Source organism: Arthrobacter sp. 35/47, assembly GCF_000520475.1.
GTDB lineage: Bacteria > Actinomycetota > Actinomycetes > Actinomycetales > Micrococcaceae > Arthrobacter_D > Arthrobacter_D subterraneus.
Window position 1 is genome coordinate 150,449 of the sequence record NZ_KI914603.1, and the last position, 13,779, is coordinate 164,227.

The following is a 13,779-nucleotide window of genomic DNA, read 5'->3' on the forward strand; positions in this document are numbered from 1 at the left end:
TCCGAATCCCTGTGAGCGGACTCCGCAATTTCTCGTGATCGGTTGACGCAGAGTTATGATCGATGTAATCATTATGGGGGATCGACGAAAGGGCCACGATGACCGAGAAGTCAGGTACTGCCAGCCAACGCCGGGAGCTCATCCTCGAACGACTGCGCAGCAATGGTGGAAGCATCCAGGTTGAAGACCTGAGCCGCCACTTTGGTGTTTCGGTCGCAACGGTGCGTAGGGATCTCGATTTCCTGGGCCAGAACGGCCTTATTACCCGAACCTATGGCGGTGCGGTGATTGGAAACCTGCGTGCTGAGCAAACACTTCGGGAACGCGAGGTAAGCCACGCGGCCGAGAAGGACGCAATTGCCCGCGCCGCAGCACAACTCGTGCAGCCGGGCTCAACAGTGTTGCTGGACGCCGGCACAACCACAGGGCAGCTCAGTCGATACCTGGTCAACATCCCTGGCCTGACTATCCTGACGAACGGACTGAACGCCCTGAACGTCCTTGCAGCCTCGGACTCCGATATCCACGTGATTGCGCTGGGGGGGTCGGTTCGCCTCACCAACCAGGCAATGATCGGGCCTATCGCGGAGTCGGTAGTGCGTAGTGTCCAGGCGGATATCGCCTTCCTTGGCACTGATTGCCTCAACGTCACGCGTGGTATTTCCTCGCGCACCCTTGAACAGAACAGCCTCAAGTCATTGATGCTGTCCCATACCCGCAGGGCAGTCGTCGTCGCGGACTCATCGAAATTGAATGCGGACTGGTCCACCTACTGGGCCGCACTGCCGGAGGACTGCACGATCATCACCGATGATGCGTCCGGTGCGGAGGCTGTCGAACCATTCCGGTCGGTGAGAACGCTTGAAGTGTCAGTGGTCGCCATGGACTCGGACGCGCAAGACGATGCCAGAGCGAGCTAACCCGAAGCATTCCGCATCCGCACTTTTGTGCACCTCTATACAGACTGTTTGAAGAGGGCGCCGGCCCTCCAACCGAAAGGTACTCTCCCGTGAAGCAAGCCGTACTTTCAGCTCCTCTGCAGATGGACGTCATAGATGTTCCCGTACCGGAACTCGAGGCCGGTGACTGCCTGCTACGGGTGGAGTCCGCCCTTGTCTGCGGAACGGATATCCGCATCTACGAGGGCACCAAGAAGAAGAACGTCAGCTATCCCACCGTCATGGGCCACGAATTCGCCGGCACCATCACCGAATGCAACGGTGAGTTGCCTGAGGGTCTTTCTGTCGGAGACCTCGTGGCGGTGTACCCACTGGTGTCCTGCGGCGAGTGTGTGGCCTGCACCCGCGGGAAGGCGAACATCTGTCGGAATCGACTGGCGTTCGGGTACCAGTTCCCCGGCGGCTTCGCTGAGTATGTCCGCGTCCCAGCCGCGGCTGTGCAGAACATGGTCAAGGTCAACGGCATCCAACCGAACAGTGCCGCGGTCATTGAGCCTCTGTCCTGCGCATATAACGGACTCAAGCTGATTGATGCAGCCGATGCCCAGGCGCTCCTGGTCACCGGATGCGGGCCGCTGGGGCTCATGCACATCCGGCTCGCCAAAGCGATCGGAGTGCAGCAGATCATCGCTGTGGATCCCTCCGAAGAACGGCTCAAGGTTGCGGCCGCCTCCGGTGCGCAGCTCACTCTGGCACCCGGTGACGGTGTGGTTGAATCCATCCGCGATTTCACGGATGGTGCCGGAGTGGACGCAATGGTCGTTGCCGTTGGGCGTGCCGATGCCTTCGAACCCTATCTGGGCGCGCTTGCTCCGGGGGCGAAAGTCAACCTGTTTGCCGGCTTCCCGACAGGCAAGGACACGCTTCAGCTGTCCGCCAATGAGGTGCATTACAACGAGTACGTGCTCGTCGGGAGCTCCTCCTGCCATCTTTCCGATTTCCAGTATGTCGCTTCCCTGGTTGCGGACGGCACCCTCGAGGTGGAGGACCTTGTCACCACCACGTTCAGCATCGATGACACCGTTGGTGCGATCGAAGCGGCGAAGGCCGGACGCGACCTCAGGGTCGGCGTCGCTGCCCGAATCAGTTGAGGCCGGATCAGCGCACCCTGACGGCCCTATATCAAGACTTCCATTCCCCAACCCATCCCCACAAAGCCCTTCATTCCCAGAGGAGAACCGCTATGTCCAGCAACACCACCCCTTTCAATCCCATCGGTGTGACCAGCGCACTAGGGCGCGCAATCCGTCTGCGCCGCCTCTTCGGCACGGAAGGAAAAGCCCTCGTCGTGGCGCTCGACCAGGCCGTTCCCCGCGGTGTAGCACCGCAGCTTGCCCGTATCAATGACACCTACCGCTCCGTTAGGGCGGGCAATCCGAACGCCATCACGGTGAGCAAGGGCATCGGCGCCGCGCTGCTCGCAAATGAGCCGGAACCGTTGCCGTGGATTCTCAAGGCATCCTCGTTCTCGGTTGATTTCCACCTCACCTTTGACGCCATGATCGGCAGCGTCGACGACGCCGTCCGGCTCGGCGCCGACGCCGTCGCCGTCGGCATCAGCGCCGGTTCTTCCGTGCAGCCGCAGATGCTCGAGATGCTGTCTGCGACCGTTGAAAAGGCAGCCGGGCTAGGCATGCCTACGGTCTGCCACGCGTACCCGAGCGGTGACCTATGGGGCGACCGCAAGGGAAGCCTTGAATCCGTGCTCTACGCCGCGCGTGCCGCAGCGGAACTGGGTGTCGACGTCGTCAAGACCTGGTACACGGGCTCAAGCGAGAGCTTCGCCGAGGTCGTGGCCGGCACACCGGCGCTGGTGATGGTGGCCGGCGGCGCGAAGGCGGACACCGATCTCGAGGTACTCGAAATGGCTGAGTCTGTCATGCAGGCAGGGGCTGCCGGCCTGACCTTCGGCCGTAACGTCTGGGGTGCGGAAGATCCGGCGAAGATCATCACGGCCCTGCGCGCGATCGTGCATGACGGGGCAACAGCCGCCGTCGCTTCGAAGCACCTCTCCTAGCCGGACCATGCCCGAGCACTTCATCGGTATCGATGTCGGCACGACCGCCACCAAGGCGGTCGTGCTGACCGAACGCGGAGTTCCGATTCGGAGGACGCGCGTACGTCACGCGGTGGAACTTCCAATCGACTCCGGGCGCGTTGACCCTCTCTCCTGGTGGGCCAGCGTGCAGGAGGCGTGCAGGGAACTGGACGCTGCCGATCTGGAGTTGGCGGGCATAGGCCTCTCAATCCACTGCCCCGTCGGCGTTCCGATGGACGACGACGGCGGGCACCTCAGCGCCGGCTATCGGTTCGAAGCGCCGGGCCTGCAGGACATTACGCGCTCCCTCATCGCCCGCCTCTCCCCGGAGGAGGTCACCCGCCTCGGCAACAGGGTGACCCCGGCAACCTTCATGGCGGCCGCGTACCTGCTGATTCAGGCTGAAGAGCCCGAGATTGCCCGTAACCTCCGTTTCCTGGGTTCCGTCGGTACCTATATCGGTCACCGGCTGACTGGGGAGTGGGCAATGGATCCCACGCAGGCGTCTTATTTCGGTTGTTTTGACTTGACCGGCGACTGGACGTGGGAGGAGGCGCTGGCCGAGCGGCTCGGAATTCCGGCCGGGGTGCTGCCTCCCGTCCGCGCCTCCCTCTCCACACTCGGCACGCTCACGACGACGGCGGCCCTCGCGTTGGGGCTCCAACCCCACACGCCGGTCGTGGTCGGCGGCGGCGATACCGCCTGTGCCGCGTTCGCCGCCGGCATCGAAAAGGACCAGGCCCGGCTCTTTTCGCTCGGCACCACTCATGTCATCACGGAGCATGGCTTTGCACCCACCACCGACGGTCTCCACCTGCAGAGGTCCTATCTCCGGCCGGGGCAGTGGCTGCGGCACGGTGTATGTAACGGTGGGCTCGCCCTGTCGGTTGCTGCACGGATGCTCGGCTACGGAACAGGAAGCGACGCTGTCCAGGCGCTTGTGGATCGCGCCATGGCTGCCGACGTCGGGGCGATCCAGCGTGCGCCGTGGTTCATACCGCATGTCCGTACCGAGCGCGGCCCGTTCTGGATCGGTAGCCCGCGAGCCGGTTTCGTTGGAATGACTGCGGACACGGACGAGGACGCGGCCGCCTGGGCCGCCGTCGAGGGCGTGCTCTTCACGGACCGGCTGGTCCTGGAGAGCTTCTCGTCCAGCTCCACCCGTAACGTGGTTCTGGCTGGTGACGTCAGGGCCGGAGGAGCCTTCGCCCAGCTCGCTTCGGACCTGTGCGCTGTCCCCATGTCGGTCAGCAACGAGTCCCATCTTCCTGCGGTCGGTGCAGCGCTTCTGGCGGCGGAGGGGGTCGGCAGCCTGCTCAGCTTCGAGCAGAACCTCGAAAGGTTCAAGCCCCGCCCCGAGCTTGGGCGCCTGATTGAGTCCCGGTGGAACGGTTTCACGGATGCCAGAACCCAATTTCTTCGTCAGGCCTAGGGAGAGGACTTGGGCGGCTCGCACTCTCCCGGACCAGCACTCTAAGCGAGCGGCGCCTCTTTCCACGGCGTCGGCGGAAGTCCGCGGACCGGCGTGCGCGCCAGGAAGAGGCCCCCGGCGTCGGGATACTGGGTCCGTTCCTGCGCGGAGAGGTCGCGTGAGGCGCTGGTGACCACGGCGATGTCCAGCGCCGCCCCCGCGAAGGTGACGCTGGAGGAGTGCGGGGCGTTGATGCGCAGGCCTAGGTCGGGCCGCCGGTTGCCGGCCGCGTCGTACACCCGCACTCCACCGCCGCCCCAGATGGCCACCCACAGGTTCCCGTCGGCGTCGACCGTGAGACCGTCAGGGAACACACCGTCGTCGAACGTAAGGAACTCTTCCCGTTGCCCCACTGCGTCGGCGCTGTAGGAGCGGCGGTAGATCTTCCCGGCGGGGGTGTCGGTGGAGTAGAAGACGGAACCATCAGGTGACCAGCCGAGTCCGTTGGAGAGCTGCAGGTCGTCGTCGAGCGTGGTGACGGATCCGTCGTGCTCGAGGCGGATGAGGCGGTTGGCGTCCGATCCGGACCCGTCCAGCCACAGCGTTCCGGCGACCAGGCGGCCCTGCGGATCGATCTCGCCGTCATTGAAGCGCTGACCTTCGGGGACCAGGATGGAGCTGCGGCGGATGGTCCCGTCCGGGTGGACGACGGCGAGCTGCCGGGTGAGCGCCACCAGCGTGCTTCCGCCGTCGAGCGGGCATGCGCAGCCCACGTACTCTTTGAGTTCCAGACGACGGACCGGGCCAAGGGCCGGGCCCCCGGCCGGTTCCGTGAGTTCCGCCGAGAGCAGGAGGCCTGCCTCGATGTCCACCCACGTCAGGCGGCCCGTGCCGGGGTCCCAGACCGGCCCTTCGCTGAGGATGTAGATTCCGGCGTCCGCCGGCAGTGCTTCCGTATCAGATGTCATGGGGCCGCTCCGGCTGGCTCGTGGTTTCAGGGGGATGTCCTTGGCACTCTATGTCCGACTGTGAACCTATCAAGGAGGGCTCGGTGGGCGGGCATAACCTACGATGAAACCCCACCCGTCGCCCACCTCTCCCGCGAAAGGTCGTACCGCCCGTGAACCACGCGGATACCAGCGCAGACGCCGTCACCGCCCAGATCCTCAACCGCGCAAGCGGAGCGCGTGTCATCTGGGACTTCGATGGAGTCGTCGCGCACACGGAGCCGCTGCATGAGGACAGCTACCGGGAGCTCGCAACGCGCCGGCACTACCGGTTTGCTGATGACTTCTTTTCAGAGTTGGTCGGGAATACAGAGGACTGGATCTGGCATCGCGTGATCGATCGGGGGTTCCCGGCCGGCACGGATGAAATCGAGGAGCTTCACGCGGAGCGCGGGGTGGTGGTCGCCGAAGTAGCCCGCGCCGGCCTTCAGCCGTCCTGGATCGCCTCTCGGCTGATGCCGGAACTGGCAGGTGTTGCCGTTCAGCAGACGGTAGTGTCCAACGGGGATCCCGATCTGATCGAAGAGCTCCTGAAACTCTGGCGCCTCGACAGCTTCGTCACGGTTGCCCGGCGCGGCCCCGGCGAGGACAAGGAAGCGCTCTTCCGATCGAACTGTGTACCACCGTGTGTGGTGTTGGAAGACAGCGATTACTACCTTGACATCGGACGCCAACTTGGCGCGTTCACGGTGGGAGTCAGACACTCGCATAACTCTCGGGCCGCCCTACCGGCTGACCTGACCACCTCCCTCTAGGGTTCATGCCATGAAGGACAAGACCGAGACGCGCTCCGCAAAACCAGTTGTACTGCTCTGTCCGGCGCCGCAGAAACGGGACCGTATTTTCACCGCCGACGCGCTGAAGCGGCTGAAGAACAATTTCCAGGTAGTTGACCTGGAAGATTCCTCCGACCCCGGCGAACTCGACCGCCGGCTGCCCGAGGCGTTCGCAATCGTCGGGCAGCCGGACCTCGATACCGGAAGGCTTGAAGCGGCTGAAAACCTGCGGGCGCTGATTAACGTGGAGGGCAACTTCTTCCCCAACGTGGATTATCCGACGGCTTTCTCACATGGCGTACGCGTCCTCGGCTGCGGCTCAGCGTATGCGCAGGCCGTCGCGGAGTACTCTCTCGGCCTCGCCATTGACCTCGCGCGCGGAATCAGCTGGCAGGACGCGGCCATGCGCGCCGGGGAGGAAAAATATGTCAGCGAATCAAACAGCGGCGCGGTGCTGCTGCACCGTGCTCCGGTGGGCATCCTTGGTTATGGGAACCTGGGCCGACGGCTCCACCGGCTGATTCAACCGTTTCAAAACGAGGTTCGGATCTACGACCCGTGGTTGCCTCCGGCCGTCGTTGAGGAGGACGGCGGGATCGCCGCAACGCTGGAGGAGACTCTGTCCGCCAGCCGGTTCATTTACGTCTTTGCCACTGCAACGGCAGGCAGTGCGCACCTGCTGGACGCCGCGAAGCTCGATCTCCTCCAGCAGGATGCTCGGATCATCCTTGTCAGCCGGGCCGCGGTGGTGGACTACGAGGCACTCCACGAACGGCTGGTGACCGGTCGGCTGTATGCCGCCATCGACGTCTGGCCTACCGAACCGCTGCCAGCGGACAGTCCTTTCAGGGAGCTTCCCAACGTCATCCTCTCGCCTCACCGCGCCGGCGGGATTGAGCAGGCGTTCCATTCGATCGGAGACATGGTGGTCGACGACCTCCTGCTGATGGAACGCGGCCTGCCGCCCGTCCGCCTGCAACCGGCGGCCCCGGAACTGGTAGGACGGTACAGGAACAAGCCTGTCGGTTAGCGACGGCTTGTCAGCTGCGGCGGTTCCAGCAGCTGCCGCGCCACCTCTGAATCGGTGATCAGCACGTTGACCCAGCCACCATTGATGGCGCCACGGATAGCGTCGAGTTTGCGCAATCCGCCGGCAACTCCGATCCTTCGAGGGATATTGAGCATCGACGCTGAATCAATTGAGATCATGCGTTCCTCGATCTCGGGGTGCATCGGTGCCCCATCGATGTCGAAATAACGGAGACAGATCTCCCCGACCGCCCCGGATTCCGAGAGTGCGCGCTCCTCCTTCTCCGTGAGCGCATTGCCGCTGGCCTTCCACAGTGGTGACGCTGGAAACGTGCCGATTCCGACAACCGACGTGTTGAGCCGTGTCCAGGCCTCAATGGTGCTCGCAACACCGGGCTCGTCGAGGAAAGCTTCGCGGATCTCACGGTTCGCGACCAGACCGGGTGCCGGCATATAGAACGGCTTCGCGGAGGTCAGTTCCGCGAAGTGGGACACCAACCGCGTAGCCTGGATCTGCGCCTGTGGACTGCCGACGCCGCCAATCATCTGGATCACCTCACTGAGGACTTTCCGCGGGCGCGACCGCATCGCCTCCACAGTCTGCAGGAGCGTGGTGCTCCACGAGGAAATGCCGACGACGTCATTCACCTCAATCGTGGTCTCCAGGTAGGTCGCTGCGCAGGAGCCGAGACGCATCCCAAGGGTGGCGTCATCCACCATGTCCGCGACGACCACCTCCTTTAGGCCGTATTTCTCCTCCAGCGCTTTCTCCAGCCCGACATAGATGCCCGGCGGCTGGACAACCGACGTGCGCACGATGCCGAGCTCAGCGGCAACGCGGAGGCAACGGGAAACACGTGCCTGCGAAAGGTTCAGGCGATCAGAGATTTCAGCCTGGGGGAGACCTTCCTCGTGGTAGAGCACCGCGATCTTGGTCAGCAGTCGAAGCTGATCGGGGCTGGCTGTTGAGAGTGACTGCTGGTCGGAGTGCGGCGTCATAAAAGGATGTCTTTCGAGCTTGGCTGAATATATATGCAGGGCCGATTATCGGTGTTGTTCGATCATCGTACCGAGCTGGGAGTGTGGCTGGGCGGACCGGCTGGCTATCGGTCATGCTGTGTCCCAGATCACTTGCTGAATGGATATTCAACAGCGCTTAATTGTTACGCCATTCTGTTTCGGCGTCCGTTTTGAACGCTTGAAAACTCCTAGACTCCAGACACTAGCTCAACCGCAGCACCGAAGTTCCATCCGGAAATATTCGTGCTGACCGACTCTTGTAGGGACAGAAAATGAACCAGTCAACGACGACGCCCGCACCGAAGGTTGTGGGGGCCCTTTCCATCCTGGCGATGGCATTCGCACTGGCAGGATGTGGAACCGGCGGTTCCACCACCGCCGGATCATCAGCAGCCGCCGGTGGCGGCGCTGAGGGCACATCCTGCTCGGTCGAAGGCGAACCGTTCAGCACCGATGACGCCGAGGACAGCGTCGAATACTCCGAGCTCGAAGCCTCACTGGGTCCGGTTCCCGAACCTGAAGAAGGTACGGAGATCGGATCAATCATGAAGTTCCTCGGCAACCAGTACTGGCTGGCGCTGTCGGAGGGACAAACCGCCGCCGCTGAAAAGTACGGCGTTCCCGTGTCCGTGCAGGCAGCCGCCACCGAATCTGACCAGGTCGGCCAGCTGAACGCAGCCGAAACCATGCTGCAGAACGAGGCTACGATGCTCGTCTCGCCTCAGACAGACACCAACCTCTGCCCAGCGGTGGAGAAGGCGGAACAGGCTGGCCTGCTGGTGATCAACGTCAACGACGCCGTCCTGCCGGGGGCCAAGCAGTGGGTTGGGCCCAACCAGATCCAGAACGGCATCAGCGCCGCTGAATTCGTGATCGAATCCGCCGGAGAAGGCGCGCAGGTCGCCGTCATCGAGGGCCAGGCCGGCGTCTATGCAGCCAAGCAGCGCACTGAGGGCTTCACCACCACCGCCGAGGAAGGCGGACTTGAGGTCGTTGCGAGCGTCCCTGCGGACTGGGACATTGCCAAGGCCCGTGATGCTGCGACGACGATCATCGGCCAGTACCCGGAGATCAAGGCCATTTACGCGAATAACGACGGCATGGCCCTCGGGGTTGCGGAGGCAGTGAACTCGGCCGGCAAGAAGGGCGAAATCATGGTTATCGGCACGGATGGCGTGGAAGCTGCCTATGACGCTATCCGCGCGGGAGACCTCACCGCAACCGTGGATTCCTACCCCTACCTGACCGGTCAGGTCTCCGTGAATGTCGCGCTTCGTCTCCTCGGCGGCCAGGACGTGCCCCGCGCGGTGTACACCCCGCAGGCGCTGATCACCGCGGAAAACGTTGACGACGCTCCCCCCACCCTCGACTAATGCCATTCCCAAGCCCCGCCCGGCACTCAGAGAAAGCTCTTAGCGTGACTCCTCAAACCAAGCAGTCCCTTCCCGCAGCGACAGGAGGCGGAGCCGTCGGGGGGACGGCCACCAAACGCTCACTCCGGCTTCCGGACCTGGCCCACCACCGCATTCTCGGGGTCATCTTTGCGTTGATTCTGACCTTCGCATTCTTCACCGCGCTGGTCCCTTCATTCCTCAGCGTCAGCAACCTCCTCGAGATGGGAGTCCAGTCGGCGATCATCGCGATCATCGCCCTCGGCATGACCCTGGTGATCGTGACAGGCGGAATCGATCTCTCGGTCGGGTCGATCGTCGGCCTGGTCAGTGTTGTCTGCGCAGCCAACCTCGACGCCTGGGGTGCGATCCCGACGATCCTCGCCGGAATCGCGCTCGGTGCAGTACTCGGATTCCTGAACGGCGCGCTGTCCGCAGTGTTCTCCCTGGAATCCTTCGTGGTCACACTGGCGACCCTCAACGTGTACCGCGGACTGGCGTTCCTCTACACCGAAGGAGTTCCGATTTTCGGCCTGGACCAGGGCTTCCGGAACATTCTCAGTGGAACAATCGGACCCATTCCCAACTCCATCATCCTGCTCCTCGTGGTGACGGCCATCTGCTACCTCATCCTCAACCGGTCCAAACTCGGCGTGCACCTCAAGGCAGTCGGAACAAACTCCGATGCCTCACTCAAGAGCGGCATCGCAGTCAAGCGCACCAAGGTCTCCGCGTTCGTCCTTGCGGGCGGCCTCTCCGGTCTCGCCGCGATCCTGCTGATCAGCCGTATCGGTGCTGCCGAACCGATCTCTGGAACCGGCTACGAACTGACCGTCATTGCGGCAGTCGTGGTAGGCGGCACCAGCCTGATGGGCGGCAGGGCCTCCATCATCGGAACCGTGCTCGGGGCACTGCTCCTCGGGTCGATCCGCACCGGACTCACGCTGCTGAACGTGAACCCGTTTTACCAACTTGTCATCACCGGCCTCATCATTCTCCTCGCGGTCCTCGTGGACCGCTTTGCAACACGATCGAAAGCGAAGCGCTAATGAACCCCGTCAAGTACTCCACCCGCCTCAACTCATTCGCGCTGGGGCAGGGCAAAAAGCTCCCCAGCGGTGAGGAGTCCGTACTGGACCTCATTGTCCAGGCCGGGAAGGTCCAGGGCCTGACTTCCCTGGAACTCAACTACCCCGAACACTTCACCAAGCACTCCGTAGCTGAGATCAAGGACGCGCTCGCGCAGGCAGGTCTCGACGTGCCGGCACTCCAGCTCCGGTGGCCTGCGCCCCGGTTCGCCAACGGCGGGTTCACCAATGCGGATGCCCAAATTCGCGACGAAGCGGTGCAGCTGGTCAGGGAAGCCATTGATCTGTGCGCGTCCTTCGGCGCCGACCACGTTCTGCTCTGGCCCGCTCATGACGGCTACGAGTATCCGCTCCAGATGGATTACACCAAGTCATGGGCCTGGATGGTGGAGAGCCTGCAGGCTGTTGCAGACCACAACCCCAGCGTGCGGATCTCGATCGAGTACAAGCCGGCAGAACCGCGGGGACGCACCATCCTCAACACCACCGGCGCGGTCATGAGCCTGGTCAATGATTGCGACCGCCCGAACGTGGGAGTCACCCTCGACTTCGGGCATCTGCTGATGGCCCGGGAGAACCCGGCCCAGTCCGCCGCGCTGTGCCTGGCTGCAGGAAAGCTCTTCGGTCTGCAGCTCAACGACTCCCATGGAGTCGCGGACGACGGTCTGATGGTTGGCAGCATCCACCTGTCTGAGACCATCGAACTTGCGTACTACCTGGTACGTGAAGGCTACGCCGGCACGTACTACTTCGACACTGACCCCGTTCGCGAAGACCCCATCCAGGAGTGTGCGATGAACATCGTACGCATGGGGTCCATCATTGAAAGGGCACAGACGCTGGTGCGGGAGTACCCTGAACTTCCCACCGGGAATGTTCTGGACTCCGCTCCCATACTGTGGGAGACCGTCATGGGGGAGAAATGCGCCCACACCGTATCTGCGTAGCCGGTTCAATCAACGTGGACCTCGTCGCCTACCTCGATGCCTCGAGCGACGCGTCCAGGTACGCCGAGGGCAAGAGCTTCGCAATGTCCGCCGGCGGCAAGAGCCTGAATACCGCGCTGACCGTTGCCGTCTTTGACGATGTTCACCTGGTGGGCCGGGTAGGACGGGACAGCTTCGGCGGATTCATCGCGGAGACCCTGACGGCGGCGGGCATGGCCACCGACGGCCTCATCACCGATGAGGCCGCCGGGACCGGTGTCGGGCATGTCAGGGTGAGCGCAGCCGGGGAGTACGACACCGTGGTCATCCCCGGTGCCAACGGCAACTTCTCCCCGGACGACGTCGACAGCCTCCTTGAGCGCCACGGTGCACCGGAGTTCGCGGTGCTCAACCTGGAGGTTCCGCTGGAGACCTGCCGACACGCTGCGGTGAGCTTCCGATCAGCAGGATCCACGGTGGTCCTCAATCTGTCGCCGGTTCTGCCGGGTGCGGAATCCATGGTGCCGCTTGCCGACGTCGTCGTTCTGAATAGGGAAGAGGCGCAGATTGTGCTCGCCCGGCCGAATGAAGATGACCCGGCCGCCCTGCTGCGCGGATTGCGGGAGGCGGGGGCGCCCGCCGTCGTACTGACTCTCGGCTCCGAAGGATCCGTCTACCTCGACGCCAGCGGCGTTGCGGGCAGCGTGAAGGGCACACCGGTAGCGGTGACCAATTCGATCGGTGCGGGGGACACCTTCCTCGGGACGTTCGTCGTCGGTCTGGCGCAGGGCCTGACTTTCGCCGAGGCGCTGGCCGCGGGCGACGCCGCCGGGCGGATTGTGTGCCAGAAGCCGGTTTCCTATCTCGAGGCGGCCGACCGGCCCCAACTGGAGTCCTATCTCACGGCTCCCAACCAGCAAGACCATCCTTCTATCGTGAAAGCATCGGGACACACTCATGGCTGAGAACATGATCGAATTCAAGAACGTCGAAAAATACTTCGGGGGCGTGCACGCCCTTCGCGGAGTGTCCATGCAGATCCCCACCGGGAAGGTGACCGCGATCATTGGGGACAACGGCGCGGGCAAGAGCACGTTGATCAAGTGCCTCTCGGGCATTCATGAGCCGACAACGGGCGAAATCCTGGTCGACGGCGCGCCCGCCAAGATCCACTCTCCGCACGCGTCCAGGGAACTGGGCATCGAGACGGTGTACCAGGACCTCGCGGTGATCGACACGCTGGACGTGGTGCAGAACCTGTACCTCTCCCGGGAACTGCGGACAGGGATCTGGCCCTTCCGGCTGCTCAACCGAAAGAAGATGAAGAGCGGTGCACGGGAGATGCTCGCCCGGATCGGCAACACCACGTTGTCCCTGACCCAGGAGATCGGAGGGATGTCGGGCGGCCAGCGTCAGGCAGTGGCAATCTGCCGGGCCGTCGCCTGGGGTGCCAAGACCGTGATCTTCGATGAGCCTACGGCCGCACTCGGACCGAACGAGAGCGCTGAGGTGCACCGCCTGATCGCATCGCTGCGGGAGCAGGGCATCACTGTCATCCTCATCAGCCACAACTTCGAGGAGGTCATGGGCTTGGCTGATGTCATCTGGGTGATGCGTCAGGGCCGTGCGGTGGCCAGCCGGAAGGCATCAGAAACCACGGGCCGCGAGCTGGTCGAGCTGCTGACCGGCGCCGACATCGCGACCAGCTAGGGACACACGCGGACGCAGGGGATTGTTCCCTGCGTCCGCTGCTTTCAAAGGTGAAACGGCGCCTCATTCTGCGTGCAGATGTCTCGGATCTCGCTCACCAGGGCTTCGCTCAGCGGGATGCCGCCTTCCAGCCGCTCGGCCCGGACGGTCCGCTCGATATCACCCGGCACCAGCACCGGGCGGTCCGGCGAGGCGGGCGGCTCGGCCCGCAGCGTGTCCACGATCTGCGACACCGACGCCGCGAACTGCTCCCGATCCCCGAAGAATGCCGGATCAATCACCAGGCAGAAGTGGCCGATGTCGTTCGGGTCGGACGGCTCCCGCAACGGCGCAAAGGTGGCTCCGGCGAGCGCGCCGGCCAGGATCTGCACCATGAGCGCAAGCCCGTACCCCTTGTGGCTGGACAGCGCTTCCGTGCCGCCCA

Annotated in this window: 14 protein-coding genes; 11 read left to right on the plus strand and 3 right to left on the minus strand. The window is 63.6% G+C overall.

Going from position 1 to position 13,779, the window contains the following annotated elements:
• Positions 1 to 98 precede the first annotated feature (98 nt).
• From X803_RS19410 to X803_RS19415, 4 genes are all read left to right on the plus strand, one after another.
• Entirely contained in the window at positions 99 to 920 is an 822-nt protein-coding gene (locus X803_RS19410; protein WP_035778636.1) for a DeoR/GlpR family DNA-binding transcription regulator, read from the plus strand.
• An 89-nt stretch (positions 921 to 1,009) separates the two neighbouring features.
• Positions 1,010 to 2,050 carry a zinc-dependent alcohol dehydrogenase gene (locus X803_RS0111205; RefSeq protein ID WP_026545210.1) on the plus strand — a complete coding sequence of 347 codons (1,041 nt, stop codon included), beginning with the start codon at positions 1,010 to 1,012 and terminating at the stop codon, positions 2,048 to 2,050.
• 92 nt (positions 2,051 to 2,142) lie between these two features.
• A complete protein-coding gene (locus X803_RS0111210) occupies positions 2,143 to 2,976 on the plus strand; it encodes a class I fructose-bisphosphate aldolase (protein ID WP_026545211.1) in 834 nt (277 codons plus the stop codon).
• Positions 2,977 to 2,983: 7 nt separating this feature from the next.
• Positions 2,984 to 4,429, plus strand: coding sequence for a xylulokinase (locus X803_RS19415; protein WP_051470687.1), 1,446 nt, complete (start codon positions 2,984 to 2,986; stop codon positions 4,427 to 4,429).
• Positions 4,430 to 4,470: 41 nt separating this feature from the next.
• Here the strand turns inward: X803_RS19415 and X803_RS0111220 are convergent, their stop codons facing one another.
• Complete coding sequence (locus X803_RS0111220) at positions 4,471 to 5,376, minus strand: SMP-30/gluconolactonase/LRE family protein (RefSeq protein ID WP_035778637.1); 906 nt, start codon at positions 5,374 to 5,376, stop codon at positions 4,471 to 4,473.
• A 152-nt stretch (positions 5,377 to 5,528) separates the two neighbouring features.
• On the opposite strand from X803_RS0111220, the gene X803_RS0111225 reads away from it, so the two are divergent.
• Positions 5,529 to 6,170, plus strand: coding sequence for an HAD family hydrolase (locus X803_RS0111225; protein WP_026545213.1), 642 nt, complete (start codon positions 5,529 to 5,531; stop codon positions 6,168 to 6,170).
• Between the two features lie 10 nt (positions 6,171 to 6,180).
• Positions 6,181 to 7,221: an NAD(P)-dependent oxidoreductase gene (locus tag X803_RS0111230; protein ID WP_026545214.1), complete on the plus strand. Its 1,041-nt coding sequence runs from the start codon at positions 6,181 to 6,183 to the stop codon at positions 7,219 to 7,221.
• Here X803_RS0111230 and X803_RS0111235 read toward each other — a convergent pair.
• Positions 7,218 to 8,219 carry a sugar-binding transcriptional regulator gene (locus tag X803_RS0111235; protein ID WP_026545215.1) on the minus strand — a complete coding sequence of 334 codons (1,002 nt, stop codon included), beginning with the start codon at positions 8,217 to 8,219 and terminating at the stop codon, positions 7,218 to 7,220. The two genes, X803_RS0111230 and X803_RS0111235, sit on opposite strands and share 4 nt — an antisense overlap.
• 293 nt (positions 8,220 to 8,512) lie before the next feature.
• On the opposite strand from X803_RS0111235, the gene X803_RS19420 reads away from it, so the two are divergent.
• From X803_RS19420 to X803_RS0111260, 5 genes are read left to right on the plus strand one after another with little or no spacing between them, the layout of a single operon-like run.
• Entirely contained in the window at positions 8,513 to 9,613 is a 1,101-nt protein-coding gene (locus X803_RS19420) for a sugar ABC transporter substrate-binding protein (protein ID WP_216699053.1), read from the plus strand.
• 44 nt (positions 9,614 to 9,657) lie between these two features.
• Positions 9,658 to 10,680 carry an ABC transporter permease gene (locus tag X803_RS19425; protein WP_051470688.1) on the plus strand — a complete coding sequence of 341 codons (1,023 nt, stop codon included), beginning with the start codon at positions 9,658 to 9,660 and terminating at the stop codon, positions 10,678 to 10,680.
• Positions 10,680 to 11,666, plus strand: a complete 987-nt coding sequence (locus X803_RS19430) for a sugar phosphate isomerase/epimerase family protein (protein ID WP_051470689.1) — start codon at positions 10,680 to 10,682, stop codon at positions 11,664 to 11,666. The genes X803_RS19425 and X803_RS19430 overlap by 1 nt, the downstream gene beginning before the upstream one ends.
• Positions 11,642 to 12,610 carry a PfkB family carbohydrate kinase gene (locus tag X803_RS19435; RefSeq protein WP_051470690.1) on the plus strand — a complete coding sequence of 323 codons (969 nt, stop codon included), beginning with the start codon at positions 11,642 to 11,644 and terminating at the stop codon, positions 12,608 to 12,610. The genes X803_RS19430 and X803_RS19435 overlap by 25 nt, the downstream gene beginning before the upstream one ends.
• A complete protein-coding gene (locus X803_RS0111260) occupies positions 12,603 to 13,355 on the plus strand; it encodes an ATP-binding cassette domain-containing protein (RefSeq protein WP_026545216.1) in 753 nt (250 codons plus the stop codon). The genes X803_RS19435 and X803_RS0111260 overlap by 8 nt, the downstream gene beginning before the upstream one ends.
• A gap of 44 nt (positions 13,356 to 13,399) precedes the next feature.
• On the opposite strand, the gene X803_RS22290 is transcribed toward X803_RS0111260, so the two are convergent.
• A partial coding sequence (locus tag X803_RS22290; RefSeq protein WP_035778640.1) for an Ldh family oxidoreductase occupies positions 13,400 to 13,779 on the minus strand: 380 nt, incomplete at its 5' end.